The sequence below is a fragment of the Streptomyces sp. NPDC006332 genome, assembly GCF_040612855.1.
Lineage (GTDB): Bacteria > Actinomycetota > Actinomycetes > Streptomycetales > Streptomycetaceae > Streptomyces.
This window is the reverse complement of sequence record NZ_JBEXRA010000001.1, coordinates 74,200-99,158: the sequence shown is the minus strand read 5'-3', so window position 1 is coordinate 99,158 and position 24,959 is coordinate 74,200. Positions and strand designations below refer to the sequence as shown.

At 69.5% G+C, this 24,959-nt stretch carries 23 protein-coding genes and 2 pseudogenes; 2 read left to right on the top strand and 23 right to left on the bottom strand.

Annotated features, from left to right (window positions below; genetic code table 11):
- Window positions 1-102: 102 nt before the first annotated feature.
- The 4 genes and pseudogenes from ABZ027_RS00465 to ABZ027_RS00450 form a co-directional block, all read right to left on the bottom strand.
- Window positions 103-1,569 (bottom strand): WGR domain-containing protein, encoded by a 1,467-nt coding sequence (locus ABZ027_RS00465; RefSeq protein ID WP_356762782.1) that lies wholly within the window; start codon window positions 1,567-1,569, stop codon window positions 103-105.
- 211 nt (window positions 1,570-1,780) lie between these two features.
- Window positions 1,781-2,467 carry a hypothetical protein gene (locus tag ABZ027_RS00460; protein WP_356762780.1) on the bottom strand — a complete coding sequence of 229 codons (687 nt, stop codon included), beginning with the start codon at window positions 2,465-2,467 and terminating at the stop codon, window positions 1,781-1,783.
- Window positions 2,468-2,722: 255 nt separating this feature from the next.
- Window positions 2,723-3,419: pseudogene (locus ABZ027_RS00455) on the bottom strand (hypothetical protein); the annotation flags it as partial.
- A 28-nt stretch (window positions 3,420-3,447) separates the two neighbouring features.
- Window positions 3,448-3,752: pseudogene (locus ABZ027_RS00450) on the bottom strand (hypothetical protein); the annotation flags it as partial.
- A gap of 252 nt (window positions 3,753-4,004) precedes the next feature.
- Between ABZ027_RS00450 and ABZ027_RS00445 the strand changes: the two are divergent.
- Window positions 4,005-4,427 (top strand): hypothetical protein, encoded by a 423-nt coding sequence (locus ABZ027_RS00445; protein ID WP_356762778.1) that lies wholly within the window; start codon window positions 4,005-4,007, stop codon window positions 4,425-4,427.
- 323 nt (window positions 4,428-4,750) lie between these two features.
- Here ABZ027_RS00445 and ABZ027_RS00440 read toward each other — a convergent pair whose 3' ends face one another.
- From ABZ027_RS00440 to ABZ027_RS00385, 12 genes are all read right to left on the bottom strand, one after another.
- A complete protein-coding gene (locus ABZ027_RS00440) occupies window positions 4,751-5,881 on the bottom strand; it encodes an XdhC/CoxI family protein (RefSeq protein ID WP_356762776.1) in 1,131 nt (376 codons plus the stop codon).
- Window positions 5,882-6,046: 165 nt separating this feature from the next.
- On the bottom strand, window positions 6,047-8,242 hold the full coding sequence (locus tag ABZ027_RS00435) for a xanthine dehydrogenase family protein molybdopterin-binding subunit (RefSeq protein WP_356762774.1): 2,196 nt from the start codon (window positions 8,240-8,242) through the stop codon (window positions 6,047-6,049).
- Window positions 8,239-9,219: a xanthine dehydrogenase family protein subunit M gene (locus ABZ027_RS00430; RefSeq protein ID WP_356762772.1), complete on the bottom strand. Its 981-nt coding sequence runs from the start codon at window positions 9,217-9,219 to the stop codon at window positions 8,239-8,241. Before ABZ027_RS00430 ends, ABZ027_RS00435 begins: the two co-directional genes overlap by 4 nt.
- Window positions 9,220-9,226: 7 nt before the next feature.
- Window positions 9,227-9,877 carry a (2Fe-2S)-binding protein gene (locus tag ABZ027_RS00425; protein WP_356762770.1) on the bottom strand — a complete coding sequence of 217 codons (651 nt, stop codon included), beginning with the start codon at window positions 9,875-9,877 and terminating at the stop codon, window positions 9,227-9,229.
- Between the two features lie 301 nt (window positions 9,878-10,178).
- Window positions 10,179-10,592: a cupin domain-containing protein gene (locus ABZ027_RS00420; protein ID WP_356762768.1), complete on the bottom strand. Its 414-nt coding sequence runs from the start codon at window positions 10,590-10,592 to the stop codon at window positions 10,179-10,181.
- 38 nt (window positions 10,593-10,630) lie between these two features.
- Window positions 10,631-11,398 (bottom strand): glucose 1-dehydrogenase, encoded by a 768-nt coding sequence (locus ABZ027_RS00415; RefSeq protein ID WP_356762766.1) that lies wholly within the window; start codon window positions 11,396-11,398, stop codon window positions 10,631-10,633.
- 97 nt (window positions 11,399-11,495) lie between these two features.
- Window positions 11,496-11,708 carry an SDR family NAD(P)-dependent oxidoreductase gene (locus ABZ027_RS00410; RefSeq protein WP_356762764.1) on the bottom strand — a complete coding sequence of 71 codons (213 nt, stop codon included), beginning with the start codon at window positions 11,706-11,708 and terminating at the stop codon, window positions 11,496-11,498.
- Between the two features lie 52 nt (window positions 11,709-11,760).
- A complete protein-coding gene (locus ABZ027_RS00405; protein WP_356762762.1) occupies window positions 11,761-13,017 on the bottom strand; it encodes an MFS transporter in 1,257 nt (418 codons plus the stop codon).
- 165 nt (window positions 13,018-13,182) lie between these two features.
- Window positions 13,183-13,710, bottom strand: a complete 528-nt coding sequence (locus ABZ027_RS00400; RefSeq protein WP_356762760.1) for a cyclophilin-like fold protein — start codon at window positions 13,708-13,710, stop codon at window positions 13,183-13,185.
- A 15-nt stretch (window positions 13,711-13,725) separates the two neighbouring features.
- Window positions 13,726-14,391, bottom strand: coding sequence for an SDR family NAD(P)-dependent oxidoreductase (locus tag ABZ027_RS00395; protein WP_356762758.1), 666 nt, complete (start codon window positions 14,389-14,391; stop codon window positions 13,726-13,728).
- Window positions 14,392-14,556: 165 nt separating this feature from the next.
- On the bottom strand, window positions 14,557-15,510 hold the full coding sequence (locus tag ABZ027_RS00390; RefSeq protein WP_356762756.1) for an alpha/beta hydrolase: 954 nt from the start codon (window positions 15,508-15,510) through the stop codon (window positions 14,557-14,559).
- A gap of 55 nt (window positions 15,511-15,565) precedes the next feature.
- Window positions 15,566-16,582, bottom strand: a complete 1,017-nt coding sequence (locus ABZ027_RS00385) for a zinc-dependent alcohol dehydrogenase family protein (RefSeq protein ID WP_356762754.1) — start codon at window positions 16,580-16,582, stop codon at window positions 15,566-15,568.
- Between the two features lie 172 nt (window positions 16,583-16,754).
- Here ABZ027_RS00385 and ABZ027_RS00380 point away from each other — a divergent pair, with 172 nt between their 5' ends.
- On the top strand, window positions 16,755-17,636 hold the full coding sequence (locus ABZ027_RS00380) for a helix-turn-helix transcriptional regulator (protein ID WP_356762752.1): 882 nt from the start codon (window positions 16,755-16,757) through the stop codon (window positions 17,634-17,636).
- Window positions 17,637-17,892: 256 nt separating this feature from the next.
- Here ABZ027_RS00380 and ABZ027_RS00375 read toward each other — a convergent pair whose 3' ends face one another.
- The 7 genes from ABZ027_RS00375 to ABZ027_RS00345 form a co-directional block, all read right to left on the bottom strand.
- On the bottom strand, window positions 17,893-18,630 hold the full coding sequence (locus ABZ027_RS00375) for an HAD-IA family hydrolase (RefSeq protein ID WP_356762750.1): 738 nt from the start codon (window positions 18,628-18,630) through the stop codon (window positions 17,893-17,895).
- On the bottom strand, window positions 18,627-19,436 hold the full coding sequence (locus ABZ027_RS00370; protein WP_356762748.1) for a DeoR/GlpR family DNA-binding transcription regulator: 810 nt from the start codon (window positions 19,434-19,436) through the stop codon (window positions 18,627-18,629). The genes ABZ027_RS00375 and ABZ027_RS00370 overlap by 4 nt, the downstream gene beginning before the upstream one ends.
- 167 nt (window positions 19,437-19,603) lie before the next feature.
- On the bottom strand, window positions 19,604-20,638 hold the full coding sequence (locus ABZ027_RS00365; RefSeq protein WP_356762746.1) for an alcohol dehydrogenase catalytic domain-containing protein: 1,035 nt from the start codon (window positions 20,636-20,638) through the stop codon (window positions 19,604-19,606).
- Window positions 20,639-20,664: 26 nt separating this feature from the next.
- Window positions 20,665-21,672, bottom strand: coding sequence for a zinc-dependent alcohol dehydrogenase family protein (locus ABZ027_RS00360; RefSeq protein WP_356762744.1), 1,008 nt, complete (start codon window positions 21,670-21,672; stop codon window positions 20,665-20,667).
- Entirely contained in the window at window positions 21,669-22,559 is an 891-nt protein-coding gene (locus ABZ027_RS00355) for a carbohydrate ABC transporter permease (protein WP_356762742.1), read from the bottom strand. The genes ABZ027_RS00360 and ABZ027_RS00355 overlap by 4 nt, the downstream gene beginning before the upstream one ends.
- On the bottom strand, window positions 22,556-23,518 hold the full coding sequence (locus tag ABZ027_RS00350) for a sugar ABC transporter permease (RefSeq protein WP_356762740.1): 963 nt from the start codon (window positions 23,516-23,518) through the stop codon (window positions 22,556-22,558). The genes ABZ027_RS00355 and ABZ027_RS00350 overlap by 4 nt, the downstream gene beginning before the upstream one ends.
- A 79-nt stretch (window positions 23,519-23,597) precedes the next feature.
- A complete protein-coding gene (locus tag ABZ027_RS00345) occupies window positions 23,598-24,950 on the bottom strand; it encodes a sugar ABC transporter substrate-binding protein (RefSeq protein WP_356762738.1) in 1,353 nt (450 codons plus the stop codon).
- Window positions 24,951-24,959 lie beyond the last annotated feature (9 nt).

The window sequence follows — 24,959 nt, the reverse complement described above, 5'->3', positions numbered from 1 at the left end:
GTTCTGGCACGGAAAGCCCAGCCCGTTCCTCGACGACTCATGGGTGACGCGGGGGCATGCCTCCGCCTGAAAGGGCATGCGACCCTCGTGCCCGACGGTGTGTCACACCAGGCGCCTGATCTCTCCGCGCACTCGGTAGAAACCGCCCGAGGAGGTGTGCAACGCGTCCACCACATAGCGTGAGCCGGGCTGGCGTATCGCACGCGGGAACTGGACGTTCCAACTCGGCTCATAGCCCTCGGAGACCACATGCACGCGCACTCGACCTCCTTCTTCGAAGCATTCCACGACCACTCCGCTCCCCGCTGCGGGGACAGCGCTGACCGTGGCCACGGAGGCGGCGGCGGTCAGCGGTGCGTACGTCGGCAGGGCAGCAGCCATCTTGACGTCCGCGGCAACCGGGACGTTGCCCGACTGAGCGGCGTTGATCGCGGCCTCGCTCGCGTCGATGCAGGCGAGTGAGCCGTCCGTGGAGACGATGTACAGCCTTTCGTCGTGGTACTGCATGGACAGCGCCGAGCCGCCCCCCGTACCGAGCTTCCACAGCCGGGTGCCGTCGGCGGTGAAGCAGTAGACGGAGGAAGCGGAGTCCCCCGCGAAGACGTATCGCCCGCCGGGGGACGTGGCACACGAGTACACCGCGGCGTCGCACTGGTAGGAGGCTTCGATCCGCCCGGAGGACTTGGCGAGCCGCTGGACGACACTCCGCCCCGTCCCGGCGTAGACCGCGTCCTCCTCCTGCCATCCGAAGAGCACGTTGCCGCTGGTCGCGGTGTGCCAGAGCTGGCTGGTCCCGTCCGCCGCGTAAGCCGTCACGCCGCGGCTGTGCCCGTGGTACACGGCGCGGTCGTCGGCCCGCACCATCCACCCTTGCGCCCCGGACGAGTTGCGCGACCACTGGAGCTCGTCCTCATGGTCGATGACCGTCAGACCGCCGTTGCGGTCCGAGACGTTCAGCACGCCCGCGTGGATGTCCAGCCAGAAGATGTCCACCTCAGCCGCTATCTCGTAGGCGGCGAACGGCACCTTCGCCGAGAGGTCGTACACCCGGCCGTCGTCACAGCCCGCGTAGATCCAGAAGTCGTCCGCCACCAGGCACTTCACGCCGTCGGGCAGGGAGTAGTGGGCCAACACCTCGCCGTCATGGCTCAGGTTGTAGACGCTGCCCTGCTGGTTGCCGACCCAGCAGCGGTCCTCGTCCACATGGATACCGAACGCCGAGGTGCCCGTACGGAACCGCCACAGCACCGGGGCGGTCGCCCGCGCTGTGGACGGGGCGGACGTCACCTGCCTGCGCGTCACGGGGCGGGCCGCACGCTGCCCCCGAACGGCGGGCGCGTACCCCTTCCGCACCTTCTCGGCGATCTTCTTCGCCGCCGCCGCGTTCGCCTTCTCCACGGTCGGGAAGGCGGAGGTCTGACGTTGCCCGTCCACGCCGATCCGTCCGTATCGCACGGAGACGGTGGTCCCCTCGACGGTCACCTCGTAGAACTTGTGGGCACCGCCGCTTTCCTGAGACAGCTCCAGATACGTCGTGTTCCCCGACTGTCGTGCCTGCGCAGCGGACACAGCACACCCCTCCCCAAAGGACCGGTCGGCCGATGCGGCCGATCTCCAGTAACTTCAAGCTATCGGCCACCACTGACATCGACGCCTGCTGCCGGAATCCGGGGATGGGGACGGGGATGTGGGCCTTCGTGGCGCACCGCGTACAGCAGACGGCCCCTCCTCTGGGCAGGAAGGGCCACCTGATCATGGTCGTTTCCGCATACCTCAACGGCTAGGCGGGATCCAGCACGGGCCTCTCGGGGAGCCCGCCGTTCTTCTCGCAGCGCAGTTCCTTGGCCACGGCCAGCGAGAAGGAGTGGGCCACGGTCGCGTAGGCGTCCTTCAACGCCTTGACGTTGTCCTGGGGATCCTTCGGCATGCCCCCGCGCTCCACGCCGATGTCGATGTGGGCCACTCTCGACGAGTCCAACAACCTGGCGCTCCGGCACGCGAAAAAGACGTACGCCTTGTCCGCCGCCGCCACGGACCTCTCCCCCATCTTCAGCACGGTGAAATTCGGTGCCGAGGCACCCGTCGAAGCGCCGTCTTCCAGATTCCCGGTGATCCTGAGCTCGAAATCCGGCGTGCCAATGGGCGTGTGGACACGGCAGGCGTCCTTGGGCACGGTAGGGACCGGGAACGCCTCGACAAGGTCCGCCGCGGTCTGCGCGACGGTGTACTCCTCTCCCGACGCCTCGAACCGTGACGACCCCGTGATCACCTTCAGTGCCTTGGACGCGTCGGCGGACACGGCATCGCCACCGCAGAGTTGTGTCCCCGCAACGACCTTGTAGTCCTTCGGAAGTTTGTCCTTATCTCCGCCCCCTCCGCAACCGGTGGCCCCGAGAAGCAACGAGCCGACCACGGCCGCGGAGAGGAGTCCCCCGCGTACCGACCCACGACTGATCACTGTCCGCATCCTTACGTGTCCTCGGCCGTCCACCGGCATCAGCCGGTCTCCGGGTCATTGCCCTGCTGGTTCTCCCGGTCGTTGCCGACCCCGTAGCCGATCAGCATCGATTCGCGTAGGTCCTGCCTGAACACACTGTCCTTGCCCACACCGTGATGCTCCAGGAACTTCGCCATCGGGGCCTCGGCCATGCTTTCTCCGGCGGAGTAGATCTGGCGACGCCCGCCGCGACGCCCGCCGTGGCCCCGCTTGGCGACGGCCTTCCGCGAGCGACTTCTCGGGGCCGAGCTTCTCGTAGAAGCCCTTGGAGAACTCCACCGACGAACTGTTGTCCTTCAGCAGCTCGTTGAGCTGCTGAAGTTCGGCGTGTGTGATGTCCTGCCCCTTGGCCGCCAGAGCGGCGGCGCGGGCGGCCTCCTCCTGGTCCAGCTTCGTGTACGTCGGAGCGCTGAAGTCCTTGCGGTCGGTGACGTTGGCCTCGAGGGTGTTCTTGAGGGCGAGGTCGGTGTCGTTGCAGTTGTCGACGATGAGGTCGATCCTCTTCTGCCACGACTCGATGTTCTGCCGCTCCTCCCGCACGAACTTGCTGTAGTCGGGGTCGTGCCGCGCCGCGGTGCTTTCGGACAACGGGTTCCGCGCCGTGACCTTGCCTTTGCCGTCCACGCGGATGCCGGCCGCGGGCCCCTCGTGGTCCCGGATGTTGACCAGGTCGTCCTTGGCCTTCTTGATGGCCGCGTGACCCTCTTCGAGGATCAGCTTCACGCCCTTGGCCTCGGCCGCGGCGTCCGCGAACTCCTTGACCGTCTTACCGATGAAGCGCCTTGGTGACCCCTGCGTTGACGCCCTCCCAGGCCGCCCTGTCCGCCTTCGCCTTCATCCCGTCGGCGGCGTCGGTGGCGAGCTTGTCCAGCTTCCCCGCCATCTCCGACCAGTCGTCGGCGGCGGCCTTTAGCTTCGCCACCGGGGCGTCGATGATGTCCTCGTACTTCAGTCCTCAGGTGGGTCTGCCAGAAGTCTGCACCTTCAGCACGGCCGAACCGCTCACGAAGTTCCCGTTGGTCAGCGCCGTCGCCGCGTCGAACGTGGAGGAACGGGCGATGTCGCCCTCCTTCCCAAACCGTCCCAGCAGGTCATACGCGTCATTGCCGATGGCGCCGAGGTCGTCCCGATTGACCACCAGGTCGTTCCCGCCGCCGCCACCTCCGCCGCCGTCGGCCGGAATGCTGTTGATCTGCATGGCAGTCCGCTCGGCAGCCGCCGCGCGCAGTTCGGCCCATTCTTGCTCGAACGTCATGAACTCCCCCAGTCCATTCGAGCAGGCCACTCCACCGTACTCTCGCGACCACCGACCTGATCACCTGTCACTTGTATCATCAACCGCCCACAGCGGGCCGGTAGTTGATTCCCCGAAGCCCGGGCGACAACGATCGAACCCTGGCAGGGTCATGCCCCGTGCAACCGGTCTCCCCGCCTGCCCGAAGACGGAAGATGCGACCCCGAAACGACCACTCGCGATTCGTCAGACCCCAGAGGGAGTACCAGCGACATGGAAGTGACGTCTCGGGATGCCGTCCCGGGCCTGCTCGGTGAGATGGTGCCGGAGTTGCAGGACCAGGCGAAGGCTGCGGCGGGACTGGACCTCTACGACTTCCTCAAGGACGTCTTCACCGAAGGGTTCCTCATTCCGAAGCTCTGCGCCTCGGCGACGGATGGCCCGGACGGCGACGTACTCAAGAGGTGTTTCCGGTTCGTCGAGATCTTGCTGGCCAGTCCGGACACGTCGATCGGGGCAGCGGCCCTGTTCCAGGTGATCGAGCCGCTTTTCGACGAGGAGCGACTGCTGGTGGCCTCCTTCCCGGAGATGGGAGAGGAGGCGCTTGCCATCGCAGTGGGCACCCTGGACCCCGACCGGCTCTCCTCCAGCGCCAGGCACGCCTTGCGACCGTACTTGGGGAGGCCTGACCAGTAACCGCGGACCGGCTTCAGCCCTCCGAAGGTCGCCACCTTGCAGGGTCGGGACAGGGGCTCAACAGGTCGAGCACCATCAGCGCCTGAGAAACCCGAGGAGCCGCAGGTCAGGCTTCCTTCTTGACCGGCTCCAGAATCGCCACGCACTCCACATGATGCGTCATCGGAAGAATGTCGGCTTGAGCAAGTCTCGAAAAAGGCCAGGTCAGAGGCCATTTCTCGGATCGCTGTCCCGCCTGCGGGAGCCCGGAGCGTCAAACGAGCGTCATGAAGTACAGGCTGCCTTCAGAGGGCGATGAGCCCTTGTCGGTTCGTGAGGCCGGCCTACCGATAGCCCGCCAACTCCGACGGCCGGTGGATCGGGCCGGTGATCTGGGTCAGAGGTCTGCCCGTGCCGTGGTTGGCCCGGGCGATGATCTCCGCGGTGATGGAGACGGCCGTCTCCTCGGGTGTGGAGGCTCCAAGATCGAGGCCGATGGGGGAACGCAGCCGGACCAACTGGCTCTCCGTGACACCCTGCTCGCGCAGGCGGCGCATGCGCTCGTCGTGGGTGCGCCGGGAACCCATGGCCCCGACGTAGGCGACGGGCAGGTCGAGTGCCAGGCGAAGCAGCGGGATGTCGAACTTGGCGTCATGCGTGAGGACACATACGGCGGTGCGCTCGTCCACCTCGGTGCGTTCCAGGTAGCGGTGGGGCCAGTCGACGACCACTTCGTCCGCGCGCGGGAAGCGGGCGGGAGTCGCGAAGACGGGGCGGGCGTCGCAGACGGTGACGTGGTAGCCCAGGAAGCGGCCGGCCCGGCTGAGGGCCGCGGCGAAGTCGACGGCACCGAAGACCAGCAGGCGCGGCGGGGACGCATGGACATGAACGAGGACGGACAGCCGTTCGGGGCATTCGTCTGCCTGCCCGCCGATGTCGATGCGGACGGTGCGGCCCGCCCGCATCAGGGCCCTGGCCCGGTCGGCCACGGCCCGGTCCGTCGGGCCGCCGTCCACGCGCCCGTAGGCGGCATGGCCGCCGCCGAGCACGCTCAGCGTGGAGCCGAGGAGACGATCCGGGCCGTCCACGACCTGTGCCACGGCGACCGATCGCCCTTGAGCGATCTCGGAGAGGGCCGTGGACAGGTGCGGCTGGGCTGCGGGATCGATGCGCTGGACGAGGACGTCGAGTTCGCCGCCGCAGGTCAGACCGACTGCGAAGGCGTCGTCGTCGGAGTAGCCGAACCAGGCCCGCTGCGGCGTGCCCCGGTCATGGAGCACCTGCCGGCACACCTCGTAGACCGCTCCCTCGACGCAGCCGCCGGAGATGCTGCCGACGGCGTTGCCGTCCTCGTCCACGGCTACCGACGTACCGACCGGCAGAGGGGCACTGCCGTGCACGCCGACGACGGTGGCCAGGGCGAAGGGGCGTGCCTCGCGGCACCAGCGGTGCAGAGCGTCCGCGATGTTCAGCATGGCAGTTCTCCATGTCTCCATGGCAGGACCAGGATCGGAAGGTGAACGGGCCGCCGCCACGACGCCGGGGAAACGTCACGCGGCGGCGGCCCTGGGAGGTCCGGCAGCCGGATGGGGCAGGCTGCCGGACGAGCGGCGTGCGCTCCGTCGGCCCGATGGCATGGATCAGAGCAACGCCTCGGCAGTGATGGGCAGTTCGCGGACGCGGCGGCCGGTGGCGTTGAAGACCGCGCTGGCGATGGCGGGCGCCACGCCGATCATCACCAGCTCCCCGAGGCCCTTGACGCCGAGCGGGTCGGCCTCGCGGTCCTCGCCGTCCAGGTAGATCGCCTTGAGGTCGGGGACATCGGCGTTGACGGGGACGAGGTAGTCGGCGAGGTCGGCGTTGACGATCCGCCCGTCGCGGTGGTCGGTGACCGTGTGCTCCAGCAGGGCCGTTCCGATGCCGCCGACCATGCCGCCGAGAGCCTGGCTGTCGGCGAGCTTGGGGCTGATGATCCGGCCCGCGTCGTACACGCCGAGCACCCGCCGTACCCGCACCAGGCCCAGCGTCGCGTCGACGGCCACCTCGGCGAAGGTCGCGTTGTAGCCGTAGAAGGAGTGCCGCTCCGGGCCGGACGGCGGCGCGAAGGAGCCGTCCGCTTCCAGGTGGGTGCGGTCGTTGCGGGCGAGCAGCCGCCGGTACGTCTCCCCGCGCGTGGGGTCGTTCTTCACGTGCAGTCGGCCGCCCCGCACCACGACATCGCCGGCGGCCACCCCGTACAGCGGCGACTCGCGGTCTCCGACGGCCAGTTCGATCGCCTGACGGCGGACTTTGTTGCAGGCGTCGAGGGTGGCGGAGCCGACGCTGGCCATGGTCATCGAGCCGCCGTGCGGTGGGGTCGGCGGGTAGAGGGAGTCCCCCAGCCGGAAGGTGACCGTGCGCACGGTGAGTCCGAGGGCGTCGGCGGCGACCTGGGTCTGGGAGGTGTAGGTGCCCGGGCCCATGTCGGTGGCGGCGGCCTCGACCAGTGCGGTGCCGTCGGCGTCGAGGCGGGCGCGGGCCTGGGCGGGCATGCGGGCGGTGTCGTAGACGCCGGCGGCCATGCCCCTGCCGATCAGCCAGTCTCCCTCACGTGTCGAGCGGGGCCTGTGGTTGCGGCGATCCCAGCCGAACTCGCGGGCGCCGACTGCATAGCACTCGCGCAGCCGACGGGTGGAGAACGGCAGCCCGGACGACTCGTCCTCGTTCGGCTCGTTGCGCCGGCGCAGCTCGATCGGGTCGACGCCGAGCTTGTGGGCGAGTTCGTCCATGGCCGACTCGATGACGAAGGAGGCCGTCTGGAAGCCGGGGCCGCGCATGTACAGCGGTGTGGGCAGGTCCAGCGGCACCGTCCGGTACCTCTGGGACACGTTGGGCATGCTGTAGAGCATCTGCCCGGCCGCCAGGATGGCCTCGGTGAACGTCTCGTACGACGACGTCTCGGCGTCCAGCTCGTGCGCCGCGGCGGACAGCCGGCCGCGCCGGTTGCTGCCGAGGCGCAGGCGGTACTCGTACGAGGGCCGGAAACCCGTACCCAGGTACATCTGCTTGCGGCTCAGCACGAGCTTGACCGGACGCTTCGTCTCGCGGGCGGCCAGCGCGGCGACGACCACGTGCGGCCAGCAGCGCAACGCCGTGCCGAAACCGCCGCCGACGAACGGCGAGATGACGCGCACCGCGTCCGTCTCCAGGCCGAACACCGCCGCGAGTTCGGTCTGCGTGCCCACCACCCACTGGGTCTTGTCCCACACGGTGAGCTTGTCGCCGTTCCAGCGGGCGATGGTGGCGTGCGGCTCCATCGGGTTGTGGTGATTGCGCGCCGTGCGGTACGTCAGGTCCAGTCGTACGGCCGCCGAGCGCAGGGCCGCTTCGGCGTCGCCGCGCGCGTAGCGGGTCGGCTCGTCCGGCTCGGCCTCGGTGAGGTCGGTCGAAGGCCGCTCGGCGTCGTAGCCGACCTTGACCACGCTCGCGCCGTGTTGCGCGGCCTCAAGGGTGGTGGCGACCACTACGGCGACCGGCTGTCCGTGGAAGCGGACGCGGTCGTCCTGGAAGACGCGGAGTCGCCGGCCGGGCGGGTTGTTCGACCCGGAGTTGTCGCGATACGGCAGCTTCGGCGCGTTGCGGTGGTGGAGCACCTTCAGGACGCCCGGAAGGGCTTCGGCGGCGGCGCTGTCGATCGACGTGATGCGACCGCGGCCGATGGCTGCGTCGACGATGACGGCGTGCACGGACCCCTCGACCTCGTGCTCGGCGGCGTACAGCGCCTGTCCGGTGACCTTCAGCCGGCCGTCCACCCGGGACAGCGGCGCACCCACGGCTGCCTGCGGCTGGGGGCTCACTTGGCACCTCCTACGACGCGAAGCTGGCGTTCGACAGTGCGCTTGAGCAGCTCGACCTTGAAGCGGTTGTGCTGAAGGGGACGGGCGCCGTCCGCCGCCTTCGCGGCAGCGGCCGACCAGAGGGCCCCCGAGGGGCGTTCACCGACGAGGTGCTGTTCGACGGCGGGCAGCTTCCAGGGCACCGTGCCCACGCCCCCGGCGGCGACCTTCGCCTCGCGGATCACCCCGCCGCGTACGTGCAGCGCGACGGCAGCCGACGTCAGGGCGAACTCGTACGACTGCCGGTCACGCACCTTCAGGTAGCCGGACCTGAGCGGGCGCGGGAGAGCGGGAATCTCCACTGCTGTGATCAACTCGCCTTCACGCAGGGCTTGTTCACGTTGCGGGGTACTGCCCGGCCGCAACAGGAAGTCCGCGAAGGACATCTGACGTGCCCCGTCCGGGCCCAGCAGGTGCACCCGTGCCTCCAAGGCGGCGAAGGCCACGGCGGCATCGGACGGGTGCGTGGCCACGCAGGCGTCAGAGGTGCCGAGGATGGCGTGGGTGCGGTTGACGCCGTGCAGCGCGGCACAACCGGAGCCAGGCTCACGCTTGTTGCAGTCGGCGGTCACGTCACGGAAGTACGTGCACCGGGTGCGCTGCATGATATTGCCGCCGATGGTGGCCATGTTCCGCAACTGGGCCGAAGCGCTCAGTTCCAGCGCCTCGGACACGACGGGGTACAGCGTGCGCACCTTGGCGTGGGCGGCGGCCCCGGACATGGTCACCAGGGCGCCGATCCGCAGCCCCCCGCGCTCGGTCACCGTGACCTCACGCAAGGGCAGGCCGCTGATGTCGACCAGCCTGTCGGGACGCTCGACGGTCTCGCGCATCAGGTCGACGAGGGTGGTGCCGCCTGCGATGTAACGGCCGCCGCGGCGGCCCGCATTGAGGGCCTCACGGGTGTCGGACGCCTTGGTGAAGGCAAAGGGATACATCAGACCCTCACTTCCGGCCGGCGGTCTGCTCGACCGCCCGCACGATCTTCACATAACAGCCGCAGCGGCAGATGTTGCCGCTCATCCACTCCCGGATCTCCTCCGGCGAGCCGGTGTGACCCTCCTTGATGCAACCCACCCCGGAGACGATCTGACCCGGGGTGCAGTAACCGCACTGGAAGGCGTCCTCGTCAATGAACGCCTGCTGCAATGGGTGGAGTTGATCGCCCTCGGCCAGGCCCTCGATCGTGGTGACCTCGGCCCCCTCCAGACGCACCGCGAGCGTCAGACAGGCGTTGACCCGGTGGCCGTCGACCAGCACCGTGCACGCCCCGCAGGCCCCGGCGTTGCAGCCCTTCTTCGAGCCCGTCAGACCGAGATGCTCGCGCAGCAGGTCCAGCAGCGACGTCCGGTTGTCGACCGTCACCGTCCGGCGGGTGCCGTTGACCGTCAAAGAGACACGGCTGGACGGCGGCCGCTCGGCGGCCGTGACCTCTTCCGCGCCGATGAGGGAGGTCCCTCCAACGACGCTCCCCGCGACGACCGCGCCGCCGACCACGGTACTCGTGGCGATGAAGGTGCGCCGAGTGGGCGCCGGGGAGGACTCGCCGGCTCCAATGGGGGGTTGAGCGGCAGGTTCGGGGAGTTCAGTTGACATGGGTACGCCTTCGTATCGCTGACGGATCGGCCGTACACATCAGCCGGACGCGAGAGTGGATGGTCGTCACCGCGGGGAAGCCGGCAACCGCGCGTTCTGGAGGCGGCTACCGGTCACCTGGGGAGTCTCGCACCACCGGCAACGCTCGTGACAGGGAGACTTTCCTCCCCCCTTGAAGCTCCGTCAGAAGTGACTGGCCGATGTCATCGGGGGCACTTGCGCGCGCTGCGAGGCAGGTGGCAGTCCCCGGGACGCCCTGGCGTCCTGAGCGAGCCCCGGATGCGCGTGGAATGGGCCGGGGCTACTGGTCGCGGGTGCGGGGGCCGTTGTACTGCTGGTCGGTGACCGGCTCGGCCCAAGTGGTCTCGGGAGTGCCGTCGCCCGTGCCCTCCCACAGGGCGATGTGCTCCATGAACCGGTCGGGGGCGGCGCCGTGCCAGTGTTCCTCGTTCGACGGGCAGGCGACGGTCTCGCCGGGGCGGGCGTCGAAGACGGTGCCGTCCCGGGTGCCGATCAGGGCGATCCCGGAAACGACGTGCAGGGTCTGGCCCAGAGCGTGGGAGTGCCAGTTGGTGCGGGCGCCCGGCGAGAAGCGGACCAGGTTGGCGCGCATCCGCGACGGCTCCTGGCCGGCCACGATGACGTCCCACCACACGTCGCCGGTGAACCAGTCGGCCGGGGCCTTGCTGCTGGGCTGCTGCTTGATGAATTCCATGATCTCTCTCAGCTCTCTTTCCTCTGGGTGGGCTGTCTTCAGCGGGCGACGTAACCGCCGTCGACGGGGAGGGCGACGCCGACGACGAAGCCGGCTCCGGGGCTACACAGCCACAGGACCGACTGGGCGATCTCCTCAGCGGTGCCGAGCCGGTTGATGGGCTGGTTGGCCTCGGCCTCGGCGCGGTCGAGTTCTCCCTTGGAGATCATGTCGCTGACCATGGGGGTGTCGATGGTGCCGGGGCAGATGGCGTTGATGCGGATGCCTCGGGGGGCGTATTCGAGTGCCGCGCTGCTCGTCAGGCCGATCACACCGTGCTTGGAGGCGTGGTAGGAGGCGCGGCCGGGCAGGCCGACCAGGCCGCCCAGGGAGGAGCAGTTGACGATCGCGCCGCTGCCCTGGGCACGCATGTGCCGCAACTCGTGCTTCATGCACGCCCAGACGCCGCGCAGGTTGATGGCGTTGACGCGGTCGAACCGCTCGGCGGGCTCGTCGGCGGCGTCGCTGGGCGGGATCTGGATGCCGGCGTTGTTGTAGGCCATGTCGAGGCGGCCGAAGGTCTCCACGGTACGGTCGACGGCGGCGGCGACCTGGTCCTCGTCGCTGACGTCGCAGGTGAGGGCGAGGACTTGGTGGCCGGCGTCGGTGAGTTCCTTCGCGGCAGCGTTCAGGGCCGCTTCGTCGATGTCGGTGAGGGCGACGACGGCTCCGGTCCGGGCGAACGCGCGGGCGGTCGCCAGCCCCATACCGGCGCCGGCCCCGGTGACGAGGGCGACGTGGCCGTTGAAGTCGTAGGTGGGATTCACGGGGCGTTGTCCCTTCAGGTGGCAAGATGTGGCGGTACGGCTGGCGCCCGGGGTGCCTGGATGAACTGCGGCGGCACGACGCCTTGCCGCGACGCCGTCAGGCGGTTTGGCCGCCGCCGACGACCATGGCGTGGTCGGTGGCGAAGGAGGCGGCGTCCGAGCAGACCAGAACACCGTCCGGGGACAGGTCGGCGAGGGCGACGCGGGCGCCTGCGCGGGCGAAGGCGCCGGCGGTCACGCGGCCGATGCCGGAGCCGGCTCCGGTCACGAAGGCCACCTTCCCGGTGAAGCCCGTGCTGCTCACAGTCATGTGCCGAGTCCTCTCGCTTGCTGGTACGTCGTCGGCCGTACGCGGGCTTGAGTCAGTGCTGCGACGACACCTGCGCGGCCTCGTCGCGTCGCCGCTGCCCGGGAGCGCTGCTCCGGGCCACGATCCGGTCCTTGCCGGATGAACCGTGGACGGCGAGGGCGATCAGGGGCAGCAGCGTCAGGGCGGCGATGACGGTGCCGACCAGGGGCGGGCCGGTCAGGCCGAGGGAGGAGTCCAGGGCCGTTCCGGCGATCGCCGATCCGGCGGCGATGCCGGTGTTGAAGGCGGACGTGGTCAGTGCCGAGGTGAGAGTGGGGGCATCGCCCGCGAAGCGCATGGCGAGGGCGGTGACGACCGGGTTGACCGTGAAGCCGGTCAGGCCCATGAGGAAGACCAGGAGGGTGGCCGTCACCGGATTGCCGGACAGCGGGATCATCAGGAGCAGGACCAGAGCCGTAGCCGCGGCGGCCGTGATCGTGGTCGCCATCGGACGCCGGTCGCCCAGGCGGCCTCCCGTGGTGGTGCCGCCCAGGGCGCCGACACCGAAGGCGATCAGGACGAGGGGTACGGCGCCTGCGGGGATGCCCGCGCGGTCGGTGAGCAGCGGCGTGACGTAGGTGTACGTCGCCAGGACGCCGCCCATGATCAGCATCGCGGCGCCGAGCGCCAGCCACAGCCGGCCCTGCCGCAGAGCCCGGACCTCGGCCCGGAGGGACACCTCGACGCGCTGCTCCCGGGCCGGGATGAAGCGGCCGATGAACACGGCGGCAAGCCCGGAGAGGACGGCCAGGGCCCAGAAGGGGCCGCGCCAGCCGGTGAACTGGCCGGCGAAGGAGCCGACCGGCACGCCGACGACGTTGGCCAGGGTTAGCCCGCCGATCATGACACCCGTCGCGCGGGTGGCGTTGTGCGGTCCTGCGGCGGTGGTGGCGACGACGAAGCCGACGGACCAGAACGCTCCGGTGGCCAGGGCGGTGACGACGCGGGCGGCGAGGACGATCGTGAAGGAGGTGCTGAGGGCGGCGACCAGATGTCCGAGGCAGAACACGGACAGGGCCAGGACCAGCGTCCGGCGCTGCGGAAGCCGCAGGGTCGCCATCGCCATGGTCGGCGCGCCGACGATCATGCCGACGGCGAAGGCGGTGATCAGCAGGCCGGCGCGGGAGACGCTGACGCCGAGGTCACCGGCCAGCTCCGGCAGCAGGCCGGCGACGACGAACTCGGTGGTCCCCATCAGGAACGTGCCGGCGGCGAGCACCCAGACGACGGAGGGAAGCCTGCCGGGGGTGGTCCCGGACGCGGAAGGCATACGTGTGGTCTCTCCTTGCGTGGAAACGGGATCATGGTGGCGGTTGAAGCCGTCGCGGCGGACAGTGGACGGCGCGGCCGCGTCTTCGACGGTTCCATGCAGTGAACCGGACGAAAAGGGGAGGATCTCCTCCCCCCTTCGTGCACGGGCGAGCGGTGGGGCGGGTCAGGGCGCGGCTTCGATGGTGACCTCGTCGGCGGTGGCGAGCCGCTCGGCGCCGCCGTCGGCCATGTGCCCGAGTATGACCAGGCCGGTCGCGTACGGGGCGTCGCGGTAGTAGGTGGCGAGCTGGTTCCAGGGGGCGTAGTACGCCAGGTCACCTACCTCGGGATCGGCGCCTTCCGGGGCGCCGGAGGTCGACAGCTTCCGGGGCAGATCGGCGATCTTCTCAGCCTGGTTGAGGTCGCGCAGGGAGAGGGTCAGGGGGAGCTGGGCGGCGAAGTCGCGAGCGGTGGGGCCGCCGTTCAGGGTGGCGGCCACGGGGTGGCCGTCGAGGGTGAGCCGGATGTTCATCGCGGTTGTCCTGCCGGTCGGTGTGGTGGCTGCCGGGGCCGTCGAAGCCTGCGGCGACGCGGGTACGGAGGAGGAGGAGGCGGCGGAGGGCGGGGAATCGTCGGTGCAGGCGGTCATGACCAGCAGCAGGGCGGCGGCCGGGACCACGCGGGCGAGAGCGCGAAAGGGGGCGGGATTCACGGGGTCGTCCTGTGGCTAGTCGGGCAGAGGCTCGGAGTAGTGGCGGAAGCCGTCCCGCTTGGTGTGGATGCCGTACAGGCGCTGGGCCAGGGCGTCGGGGCTGCTGTGCTCGGCGTCGGGCCGGATGGCTCCGGGGATGATCAGCTGGGCGGCGTGGATGTTCTCCGGGGCGAGCGCGTCGTGGAGCATGCGGGCGTAGGCGCTCTCGGCGGCGAAGGCGATCGAGGTGCCGGCGACCCTCGGGTTGGGACGTACGGCGCTTGAGCCGTTGACGAACAGCAGGGTGCCGCGGCCGAGTTCGCGCATGCCGGGCAGGACGGCGTGCACCGCGGTGACGGGGCCCTTGACGGAGAAGGCGAGCGGGGCGTCGAGGTCGTCGGCGCTGGTGTCGAGGACCGGCTTCATGAAGTGGGCCTGGGGCACGGGGCTGTACTGGAGGATCTCGATGGGCCCCAGGGCGGTCCCTGCGGCGTGCAGGGCCGTGGTCAGGGACTCGATGTCGAGCACGTCGGCGGTGAAGCCGCGGGCCCGGATGTCGTCGTGGGCCAGCTCGGCGGTCATCTCCTCCAGGCGCTCGGCGTTGCGTGCGATGAGGGCGACGGCGTGGCCGGCGACGCCGAAGCGACGGGCGGTGGCCAGCCCGAGACCGGGGCCGGCGCCGATGAGCCCGAAGGTCGTCATGGGATTTCTCGTTCCTGGTGTGAGGCGGTGGCTCCCACCCACATCCGCGCTGCCGGTGATGCGGCCCGACGGTGTGGGTGCGGGGCGAGAGGGCGCCGAGGGCCGTTGACCATGTGCGCCCGGCGCCGTCCGGCCCGGCTGTACGCGATGCGCGGCTGCGTGCGATCAGGCCAGGTTCTTGCTGAAGAACTCCTCCAGCTTGTCGAACGGGATCAGGTCCGACCTGTCGTAAAGATCGACGTGGCCGGCGTTCGGGACCACGTGGAACTCCTTGGGCTCGGCCGCAAGTTCGTAGGCGTCCTCGCTGAAGTACCGCGAGTGGGCGTTCTCGCCGATAACGAACAGGATGGGCCGCGGCGAGATCCACTCGATCTTCGACAGCAGCGGAAAGTTCATCAACGACATGCCGCTCGTCAGCGTGAACTGGGTGATGGAGTTCGGGTGGTAGCCCCGAGGAGTGGAGTAGAACTCACCGAACTCCCGGCCGACCGGGTTGGTGTTCTCGTCGAACCCGATCGGCGCGCCGCGCGGGGTCAGGGCGGGGGCGTGGGCCTCGAAGTCCGCGTACCGCTGCTCGGCGATCGCGTCGAGCACGGCACCTCGCTCCTCCGAGGTGAGAGAGCCCTGCCAGCCCTCCGAGGCGATGCGGGCGATGTCGTACATGACGACCGTGGCAACCGCCCTGATGCGCCGGTCGACCTGGGCCGCGCTGAGCGCGAAGCCGCCGCTGCCGCACATGCCGACGACGCCGATGCGGTCCCGGTTCACGAAGTCACGTGTGCCCAGGTAGTCGACGGCCGCATGGAAGTCCTCGGTGAAGACGTCGGCGGAGGAGACGTGTCGCGGATCGCCGCCGCTGTAGCCGTTGAAGGAGGGGTCGAAGGCGAGCGCCACGTAACCGCGCCGGGCCAGGTTCTGGGCGTAGATGCCCGGCCCCTGCTCCTTCACGCCGCCGTACGGTGGGCCGACGATGATCGCGGGGTGTTCCTGGGAGGCGTCGAGGTCCTTCGGCTGGTAGAGGTCTGCGGAGATGGTGATTCCGTACCTGTTCTCGTACGACACCGGGTTCCGGGTGACGTTCTCGTCCAGGTCGAAGATGTAGTTGTCTGCTGCAGGCATTTCTTGTCTCATTTCTGTGGCGCTCGGCACGGGCATCCGGTCACCGGGCTGGGGATCAGGGCTTGAGGAGGGCCTTGATGGCGCGGCGTGCGTCCATCGCCTGGTAACCCTCGGCGACCTGGTCCAGGGGCAGGGTGAGGTCGAAGACCTTGCCCGGGTCGATGCGGCCGGTCAGCACGCGGTCGATCAGGTCGGGCAGGAAACGGCGCACGGGAGCGGGGCCGCCGCGCAGGCCGACGTGGGAGAAGAAGAGTTCCTGGCCGTCTACGGCCACCTCGTGCGGGACGCCGACGAAGCCGACGTTGCCGCCAGGGCGGGTGGAAAGCAGGGCCTGTCGCATCGCATCCGCGGTGCCGACGCACTCCAGCACGCTGTCGGCGCCGATGCCGCCGGTGAGGTCCTTGACGCGGGCGATGCCTTCGTCGCCGCGCTCGGCCACGATGTCGGTGGCGCCGAACTCCAGGGCGAGCTTCTGCCGGGAGCCGTGCCGGGACATGGCGATGATCCGCTCCGCACCCAGTTCCTTCGCGGCGATGACACCGCACAGTCCGACCGCTCCGTCGCCGACCACCACGGCCGTCGAGCCGGGCTTCACCTCGGCGGCGAGGGCGGCGTACCAGCCGGTGCCCATCACGTCCGAGACGGCGAGCAGGCTCGGCACCATCTCGGCGTCCGGGTGCTTGTCCGTGGGGACCAGGGTGCCGTGGGCGTTGGGTATGCGCACGTACTCGGCCTGGCAGGTGCTCATGAACTCGCGGCGCAGACAGGAGGACTGCCAGCCACCACGACAGTTCACGCAGGTGTTGTCCGAGGTGGCGAACGAACCGACCACGAACTGGCCCGGCCTGACGTTGGCGACCTCGCTGCCCACCTCCTCGACGATGCCGACGTACTCGTGGCCCATCGGGTGGGGGTCGCCGATGGGTTCCGCGCCGCGGTAGGGCCACAGGTCCGATCCGCACACACAGGTGGAGACCGTGCGGATCACCGCGTCGGTCGGCTCGATGATCTTCGGGTCGTCGAGGTTCTCGAAGCGCACGTCGCCGGGGGCGTGAATGACTGCTCCGCGCATGGGGGTGCTTCCTTCGGTGCGAGGATCGGTGAGCGCGCAGCCGGGTTCAGGATCGGCTGCTCGATGTCGAGCCTCACACGCGGGGGCAGGTGCGAAAAGCGGAGAAAATCATCCCGGGAGGGGAACATCCTGGGAGTGAATTGTCCCCCCTTTCCCGGGTGGAATCGGTGTCATGCTGGGAAGCATGACCGCCAACATCCCCCTCAATGAGCTGGGGGAATTCCTCAAGAAGCGCCGATCGGAGCTGAGCCCGCGCGCCGTCGGGCTGCCCGAAAGCGACAGGCCCCGGCGGGTGGCAGGGCTGCGCCGCGAGGAGGTCGCCCAGCTCGCCAGCATCAGCACCGACTACTACACCCGCCTGGAACAGGGCCGTATGCAGGCGTCGGCGCCCGTGCTGGACGTCCTCGCCCGGGTGCTCCAGCTGGACGACGACGAGCGGGGCTACCTCTTCCAGCTCGCCGGAAAGACCACCACCCGCACCCGGCGCCGCAGCCGGCAGAAGGTCCAGCCACAGCTGCAACGGGTCCTGGACGACCTCACCGCCACCCCCGCCGTCGTGCAGGGCCGACGCGGCGACATCCTCGCCTGGAACGCACTGGCCGCCGCCCTGGTCACCGACTTCTCCCGCATCCCGGAAAAGCACCGCAACTACCCGCGGATCCAGTTCACCGACCCGGCGATGCGCACCCTGTACGCGGACTGGGAGACTTCCGCGCAGATCTCCGTGGCCCAGCTGCGCATGGAGGCCGCGAAGTATCCGGAGGACCCGCGCCTGATCGAGCTGGTCGGTGAACTGTCCCTGCGCGACAAGCAGTTCGCCCGCTGGTGGAGCGATCACCATGTTGCCGCCCGCACCGTGGGCACGAAGACTCTCAACCATCCGGTCGTCGGCGAGCTCGTCCTGGACTGGGACACCCTCACCGCCAACACCGACCCCGACCAGCACCTCACCGTCTGGACCGCCGCACCCGGCTCCGCCACCCACGAACGGCTGCGCATCCTCTCCTCCTGGGCCGCCGACCAGGACCTGCCGGCCTCCTCACCCCACAGCTGACCGCGACGGGCCGCCGCCATGAAGGCGGCTGGAAGGGGCTGTCAGGCGGGTGCGAGCGCTGGCATCCCGCGGCCACGCGGCTACCCGAAGCCCGGCCCCGCGCGACAGGCAGGTTCCTGGCACACCTTACGGAGGCTGCTCCACGGCCCGTACTACTGCTCGGGGTCCCCCGCGAGGGGGCGATACGCCACGCCTTCATCGACGGCGTCAAACGATTCGTCGGGGCGGATTCCCGTACGCCCGTGGACCACCACGGTCACATCACGAGCCGCTGCACGTCCATCAGGCCGCGCTCTCCCGTGCGGTGTTCCGCCGGCAGGATGTAGGTGCGCAGTCCGCAGGCGGCCGCGCCGCCGTCGCGGACCGGGTTGTCGCCGACCATCAGGGTGGCGCGGGGGTCGACGCCGAGGCCGGCGCAGGCTTTGAGGAACAGCTGTGGGTCGGGCTTTTCCCGGCCCTGCTCGTAGGAGATCACGCAGGTGTCGATCAAGGCGTCCAGCCCGTGGTGGGCGAGGTGGGTGCGCAGGTCCCAGGCGAAGTCGCTGACGATGCCGACGCGCATTCCGCGCTGGTGCAGGGCACGCAGGACCGGTTCGGTGTCGGGATAGGGAACCCAGGCGTCCGGAGCGGTGAGCTCCCGGTAGGCCGCCTCCTCCGCGCCGCGCAGGAAGTCCACCTGCTCCCACCATCCCCACATGGCGCGGCGGTGCTGTGCGGAAGAGAGATCACGGCCTTCCTGGAGGGCTACGACGCAGGGCAGCCGGAAGGCGGCGCGCAACTGCTCCGAAATTTTGGCCACTGCGCCGGGCTCGTCCAGCACGGCGAGGCGGCCGGCGGCGGAGCCGACCCGACGCAGCCACGTCTCCAGGTCGATCATCTGGAAGAGCGTGTTGCTGAAGTCGAACAGGACGGCCTGGACCGGGGGCACCGGCGCGGCCATCTCGGCGTCGCTGGGGCGGTAGGCGCTCGGCGTTTCGAACAGGGTGCGGGTCACGGGGAAGGCTCTTCGGGTTCGACCGTCTCGACGGGGACTCCGAGGTCGCGTATGGCCGCGAGTTCCGCGTCGGGGGTGGCGGTGTCGGTGATGACGGTGTGGTAGTCGGCAACAGTGCCGTACTCGTACGTGGCGGTCTTGCCGAACTTCGAGTGGTCCACCAGGAGCAGCGCCTGATCGGCGGAGGCGAGCATGGCCAGCTTGACCTCGACGTAGTCGTTCAGGGGGTGGAAGAGGCGCCCTTCCAGGACGGCGGTGGCGGACATCAGGGCGAGGTCGGCCCGGATCCGGGACAGGGACCGGGTGACGGTGGGGCCGGTGCAGGAGTTGAAGTCGCCGCGGTAGTGGCCGCCCAGCAGGGTGACGTTCACCCCGGGGGCGGCGGACCCGAGCCGCTGTGCCAGGCCGACCGAGTTGGTGACGACGTGCAGCTGATCCACCTCCGCCAGCGCCGGGACCAGGGGGAACAGGGTGGTCGAGTCCTCCATGAGCACGGTGCTGCCCGCTCCGATCCGGTCGGCGACGGCTGCGCAGAGCGCGTTCTTGGCCGCGAGGGCGCTGTTCTCCCGGAAACGGGTGGCCGTCTCCATGGTGAGCGCGGGGAACGCGACGGCCCGCCCGCGCTCCTTGCGCAGCAGATGCCGCCCGGCGAGATCGTCCAGGTCCCGGTGCATCGTCATCAGACTGACGTCGAAGTGCCGGGCGAGGTCGTCGATGCGGGTCTCGCCATGGTCGGCGACGTACCGCAGCACGGCCTGGCGCCGTTCCTCGACGGCCGCCTGTGACAGTCGCGTACGGGCGGTCACGGCGCCCCTCCTTCCCGGTCGCTCCGGTGTCGCAGTTTCCCACACGGGCCGGTGCGGGGCGGGGTCCGTCCGGCTCGCGGCCCTCGGGCCGTCCGTGCGACGGCTGCTCCGTACGACGTGCGTGTCCGCGTCCATGTCTGCAATCCCTGTCTGCGTGGGGCCGTGGGCTACGGTCCGTCCACCGTGACCAGCACCTTGACCTGTTCGGGGTCGACGGATGCGGCGAAAGCCTTGGCGGCGTCCTCCAGCGGGTAGGTGGCGGTGACGATCTCGGCGGTGTCGACGGCGCCGGACGAGATCAGGGACATCGCGGTGCGGTAGTCGTCGCCGGTGTACATCAGCGTGCCCTCGATGCGGATCTCCCGGTCCTGGACCAGGTCAAGGCGGACCGGGGTGGTGCCGGCGGCGCCGACGCCGACGACGATGATCGTGCCGCCCTTGGTGACCAGGTCGGTGGCCTGGGCAATGGACTGTTCGCGCGCCACGCAGTCGAAGACCACGTCGGCCGGTCCGCCGAGCGCCGCATGTGCCTGGTCGGCGAGGTCGGTGGCGTCGGCGGGCAGGGCCGTGTCGGCTCCCAGACGCAGGGCGCGGTCCCTCTTGCCCGGCAGCAGGTCGGTGACAGCGATCCTCGCGGCACCGGCGTGCCGGGCGGCGGCGAGGACGAGCAGACCGATCGGCCCGGCTCCGAGCACGACGACCGTCCGTCCGGTGAGGTCACCTGCCTTCGCCACGGCATGCACCGGGGTGGCCAGGGGTTCGACGAGGGCGGCCTCGATGTCGGTCATGCCGTCGGGAACGCGGTGGACGCGGTCGGCCGCGATGGTGAACAGGTCGGCCATGGCGCCGGGCGTCTGGCAGCCGAACACCTTCAACTCCTGGCAGATGTTGTAGCGGCCGGAGCGGCACTGGGGGCATCGGCCGCAGTACAGGTTGGGCTCGATGATCACCCGGTCTCCGGGCGTGAAGTCCTCGGCTCCCTTCCCTGCCGCGGCGACTGCACCGACCGCCTCGTGGCCGGGGCGGTAGGGCAGGTCGATGAAGGGGTGGTGGCCGGCCGCCGCATGGGTGTCGGAGCCGCACACGCCGACGACGGTGGTACGCACCAGGAGTTCGTCGTCCCCGGGGACGGGGGCGGGCACCTCCTCGAGGGTGATGTCGTCGAGGGAGCGGACGAGAACGCGGCGGATCTGCTCGGTCATGTGGGGGTTCCGTTCGGTTCGGGCGTTCACGCGGTGGCGAGGCCGGGCTGGATCTGGATCTTGCGGCCGATGCCTGCCTGGAAGCGGGCGACTGCGTCCGGGAACGCCGCCAGGGGAAGGCGGTCACTGATGAAGACGCGCGGGTCGATGACACCGGTGGCGAAGAGGTCCGCGGCGCGTTCGAAGCTGTGCAGGACCGCCATGGAGCCGGTGATCGTGATCTCCTGGTGGTAGATCCGGTACGGCTCGATGGTGGCCCGGGTGGCGTGGTCGGCGACCCCGAACTGCAGGTACGTACCGCCTTTGCCCACCCGGCCGAGGGCGTCCTGGATGGCTTTCGCGTTGCCGGTGGCGTCGACGACCAGATCCCAGCGGTAGGGCGGCCGGTCGAGCTCGTCGGCGGACGCGGAACCGGCGGTGCAGCCCGGTTGCCATGCCGTGGCCAGGCGTTCGGCGTTGATGTCGACGACGTCGACGCTCGCGGCGCCGGTGGCTTTGGCGAGCTGGAGCATCATCAGGCCCATGGTTCCGGCGCCGTAGACGAGCACGCGGGAGGCGAGTCGGCTGCGCAGGACGTCGTAGCCGCGCACCGCGCAGGACAGCGGCTCGATCAGGGCCGCGTCCTGGGCGTCCACGTGGTCGGGCAGTCGTACGCAGTTGGCGGCGGGCGCCACGGCGTACTCGGCGGCGGCGCCCGGGTGGGTGACGCCGATGGCGGCCCAGCGTTCGCAGAGGTTGTTGTGGCCGAGGCGGCAGTAGTGGCACTCGAAGCAGTAAAGCGACGGGTCCACGGCGACCTGGTCGCCGAGCGCGAGTTCGGTGACCTCGCTGCCGCGGCCCACGACCTCCCCGGCGAACTCGTGGCCGGGGATGATGGGCAGTTTCGGGGCGAACTCCCCCTGGAGGATGTGCAGATCTGTGCCGCACAGCCCGGTGGCCGCGACCTCGACGACGACCTCGCGCGGGCCGGGAGCGGGGTCATCGACCGTGGCGATCTCGACGCTGCCGGGCTGGGTGATGACGGCTGCCTTCACTTGACGGCTCCCAGGGAGAGGCCGCGGACGAGCTTGTCCTGGGCGGCGAAACCGGCGATGAGGACGGGCAGCGAGACCAGGGTGGCCGCCGCGCACAGCCGGGCGAGGAACAGGCCCTCGTTGGTGATGAAGCCGACCAGGAACACCGGCGCGGTGGACGCCTGCGTGGCGGTGAGGTTCACGGCGAACATGAACTCGTTCCAGCTGAAGATGAAGCAGATCAGCGAGGTGGCGGCGAGTCCGGGCATGGCGACGGGTGCGACGACCCGCCACAGGACGGTGAGCAGGCCCGCGCCGTCGACCTCGGCCGCTTCCAGGATCTCCTTGGGGACCTCGGCGAGGAAGGAGCGCATCATCCATACCGCGATCGGCAGGTTCATGGCGGTGTAGAGGATGACCAGCGTCCACACGTTGTCCAGCATCCCGGCGTCCTTGACGATCAGGTACACCGGCAGCAGGGCGGCGACGGCCGGGAGGAACTTGGTGGACAGGAAGAAGAACATCACGTCGGTCCACTTCTCGACCGGCTTGATGGACAGGGCGTAGGCCGCCGGTACCGCCAGGGCGAGGACCAGGATCGTGGAAAGGATGCTGGCCATGGCCGAGTTGAGGAGGAAGGGGGTGATGTCCCGGCTGAAGAGGAGTTTGTACTGGTCGAAGGTGACGGCGGCGAAGGGGGTAGGCGGATTGGTGGCCGCGTCGGCCTCCTGGTGGAAGGAGGTGAGGGCCATCCAGGCCACCGGCGCGAAGAACGCCAGGGTGGCGAGCCAGGCGACGAAGGTCCACAGGGGAGAGAGCCGGGGCTCACCGCCCCGGCCCTCCCTGCGGCGGAAGAGCTTTGTGAACTTCGCCCCGGGCGTGGCGACTACTGCGTGAGCGGTGGTCATCGGGATACCTCCTCGCGGAACAGCGACGCGATGGTGCGCAGCGCGAAGGTCGCGATCACGAACGCGCCGAGGACGACGACGACACCGGCGGCGGCTGCCTCGCCGTACTCGTACTTGCGGAACATGGTCAGGTAGATCTCGTAGGGCAGGTTGGTGGTCTGGGAACCGGGCCCGCCCTGGGTGATGGTGAAGACCGCGTCGAAGGTCTGCACGACGTAGATCGTGCCGAGCAGAACGCCCAGTTCGATGTACTGGCGCAGGTGCGGCAGCGTGATGTGGCGGAAGGTCTGCAGCGCGGAGGCGCCGTCCATGCGTGCCGCCTCCAGAACGTCACCGGGCTGCGCCTGCAGGCCGGCCAGGAGGATCAGCATCATGAACGGGGTCCACTGCCAGACCAGCGACACCACGACGGCGGGCATCGGGTAGGAGGAGATCCAGTCCACCGTGGGGCCGTTGTCCGCGCCGAACAACCGGTAGACGGCGCTGAGGGTGCCGTTGAGCAGTCCGTAGTCGGGGTTGTAGATGGCGTGCTTCCACAGCAACGCCGCCGCGACCGGCATGACCAGGAACGGGGCGATGAGCAGCGTGCGCGCCAGCCCGCGGCCGGCGAAGCGGCGGTCGAGGAGCATCGCCAGACCGAGTCCGAGGATCACACTGATGATCACCACCGACGCGGTGAGCACGACGGTGTTGAGCACGGCCGTGCGCAGCCGCTCGTCGGTGAAGACGAACGAGAAGTTGGACAGACCGACGAAGTGCCGGTCGCCCGGCCTGAGAATGTTCCACTGGAACGTGGAGATGATCAACGTGGCCACGAAGGGCAGCTGCGTGACGACGATGGTGAAGATAAGCGCCGGCAGTAGCGGGACGCGGCGCTTCCACTTGGCCGCCGCGCCCGAGGACTTCCGGGGACGGACGGGCGGGGGTGCTGTCTTGGGGGGTGCGGTGAGCGTGGTCATGAATGGTTCCTCTGCCGGTGAAGGCCGGGAGCGGGGAAGCGGCGCCCGGCCGACGCCGAGGCCGGCCGGGCACTGAAGGTCACTTCTGGTAGTTCTTGGCGACTTCCTCGGCCAGCTTCTGGCCGTCGTTGAGCGCCTTGTCCACGCTGGTCTTGCCGGCGATGGCGGCGGAGATCTCCTGGGTGACCTTGGTGCCCAGGTCCTGGAACTCGGGGATGGCCACGTACTGGATGCCCACGGTCGGCCTCGGCTGGACACCGGGGTCGGCCGGGTCGGCCTGGTCGATGGACTTCAGGGTGATGTCACCGAACGAACCGGCGGCCTTCTTGTACTGCGGGATGTCGTAGGTGCTGGCCCGCTTGCCGGCCGGAACGCGCGCCCAGCCGAGCTTCTCGCCGACGAGGTTCTCGTACTTCTTGCTGGAGGCCCACAGCATGAACTTCGAGGCGGCGTCGGCGTTCTTCGTGGTCTTGGGCATGGCCCACGACCAGGCCCACAGCCAGCCGCTGCTGTCCGTCTTGGCGGTCGGTGCGTAGGCGTAGCCGACGTTGCCGGCGATCTTGCTGGAGGCGGGGTCCTCCAGCGATCCGGCCGCGCTGGTCGCGTCGTACCACATCGCGACCTTCTTCTGGCTCAGCGCGTTCAGGCACTCGGTGAACCCGGCCTGCGGGGCGCCGGCCTCACCGTGCTTGCGGACCAGGTCGACGTAGAACTTCGTGGCCTCCCTGAAGCCGCCGGTGTTGACCTGCGCCTTCCATTCCTTGGTGAACCAGGTGCCGCCGAAGGTGTTGACCATGGACGTCAGCGGCGCACCCAGCTCGCCCCAGCCGGCCAGGCCGCGCAGGCAGATGCCCTTCATGCCGGGCTCGGCGCCGTCGACCTTGGCCGCGATGTCGGCGACCTGCTGCCAGGTCGGGTGCTCGGGCACCGTGATGCCCTTCGCCTTCATGACGTCCTTGTTGTACATGAGCATCGAGGACTCGCCGTAGAACGGCAGGGCGTAGAGCTTGCCGTCCGAGCCGGACAACGACTGCACCATCGGCTTGAGCAGGTCGGCCTTGTCGAAGCCCTTGTCCTTGTCGGCGTAGGAGCCGAGCTCGTGCAGCCAGCCGTTCTTGGTCCAGATCGGCACCTCGTAGGCGCCGATGGTGGCGACGTCGTACTGGCCGGCCTGGGTGGCGATGTCCTGGGTGACCTTGTCGCGCAGCTCGTTCTCGGGCAGGACCGTGAAGTTGACCTTGATGCCGGTGTCCTTCGTGAACGTGCTCTTCGTCAGCTTCGCGATGTCCTCCATCTGCGGATTGCCGACCATCAACACGTTGATGCTCTTGCCGCCGCCCGAGGACCCGCCGGCTCCGGCTCCGGAACAGGCGGTGGCGAGCAGGGCGGTGGCGGCGGCGCCGGCTATGAGGGCGTATCTGGTCGATGCCATGTGACGGGG

Coding starts and splice junctions, on each gene's coding strand:
- ABZ027_RS00460 (WP_356762780.1), bottom strand. CDS start 2,467: ATGCGGACAGTGATCAGTCGTGGGTCGGTACGCGGGGGACTCCTCTCC.
- ABZ027_RS00445 (WP_356762778.1), top strand. CDS start 4,005: ATGGAAGTGACGTCTCGGGATGCCGTCCCGGGCCTGCTCGGTGAGATG.
- ABZ027_RS00440 (WP_356762776.1), bottom strand. CDS start 5,881: ATGCTGAACATCGCGGACGCTCTGCACCGCTGGTGCCGCGAGGCACGC.
- ABZ027_RS00430 (WP_356762772.1), bottom strand. CDS start 9,219: ATGTATCCCTTTGCCTTCACCAAGGCGTCCGACACCCGTGAGGCCCTC.
- ABZ027_RS00425 (WP_356762770.1), bottom strand. CDS start 9,877: ATGTCAACTGAACTCCCCGAACCTGCCGCTCAACCCCCCATTGGAGCC.
- ABZ027_RS00420 (WP_356762768.1), bottom strand. CDS start 10,592: ATGGAATTCATCAAGCAGCAGCCCAGCAGCAAGGCCCCGGCCGACTGG.
- ABZ027_RS00410 (WP_356762764.1), bottom strand. CDS start 11,708: ATGACTGTGAGCAGCACGGGCTTCACCGGGAAGGTGGCCTTCGTGACC.
- ABZ027_RS00405 (WP_356762762.1), bottom strand. CDS start 13,017: ATGCCTTCCGCGTCCGGGACCACCCCCGGCAGGCTTCCCTCCGTCGTC.
- ABZ027_RS00395 (WP_356762758.1), bottom strand. CDS start 14,391: ATGACGACCTTCGGGCTCATCGGCGCCGGCCCCGGTCTCGGGCTGGCC.
- ABZ027_RS00390 (WP_356762756.1), bottom strand. CDS start 15,510: ATGCCTGCAGCAGACAACTACATCTTCGACCTGGACGAGAACGTCACC.
- ABZ027_RS00385 (WP_356762754.1), bottom strand. CDS start 16,582: ATGCGCGGAGCAGTCATTCACGCCCCCGGCGACGTGCGCTTCGAGAAC.
- ABZ027_RS00380 (WP_356762752.1), top strand. CDS start 16,755: ATGCTGGGAAGCATGACCGCCAACATCCCCCTCAATGAGCTGGGGGAA.
- ABZ027_RS00365 (WP_356762746.1), bottom strand. CDS start 20,638: ATGACCGAGCAGATCCGCCGCGTTCTCGTCCGCTCCCTCGACGACATC.
- ABZ027_RS00355 (WP_356762742.1), bottom strand. CDS start 22,559: ATGACCACCGCTCACGCAGTAGTCGCCACGCCCGGGGCGAAGTTCACA.
- ABZ027_RS00350 (WP_356762740.1), bottom strand. CDS start 23,518: ATGACCACGCTCACCGCACCCCCCAAGACAGCACCCCCGCCCGTCCGT.
- ABZ027_RS00345 (WP_356762738.1), bottom strand. CDS start 24,950: ATGGCATCGACCAGATACGCCCTCATAGCCGGCGCCGCCGCCACCGCC.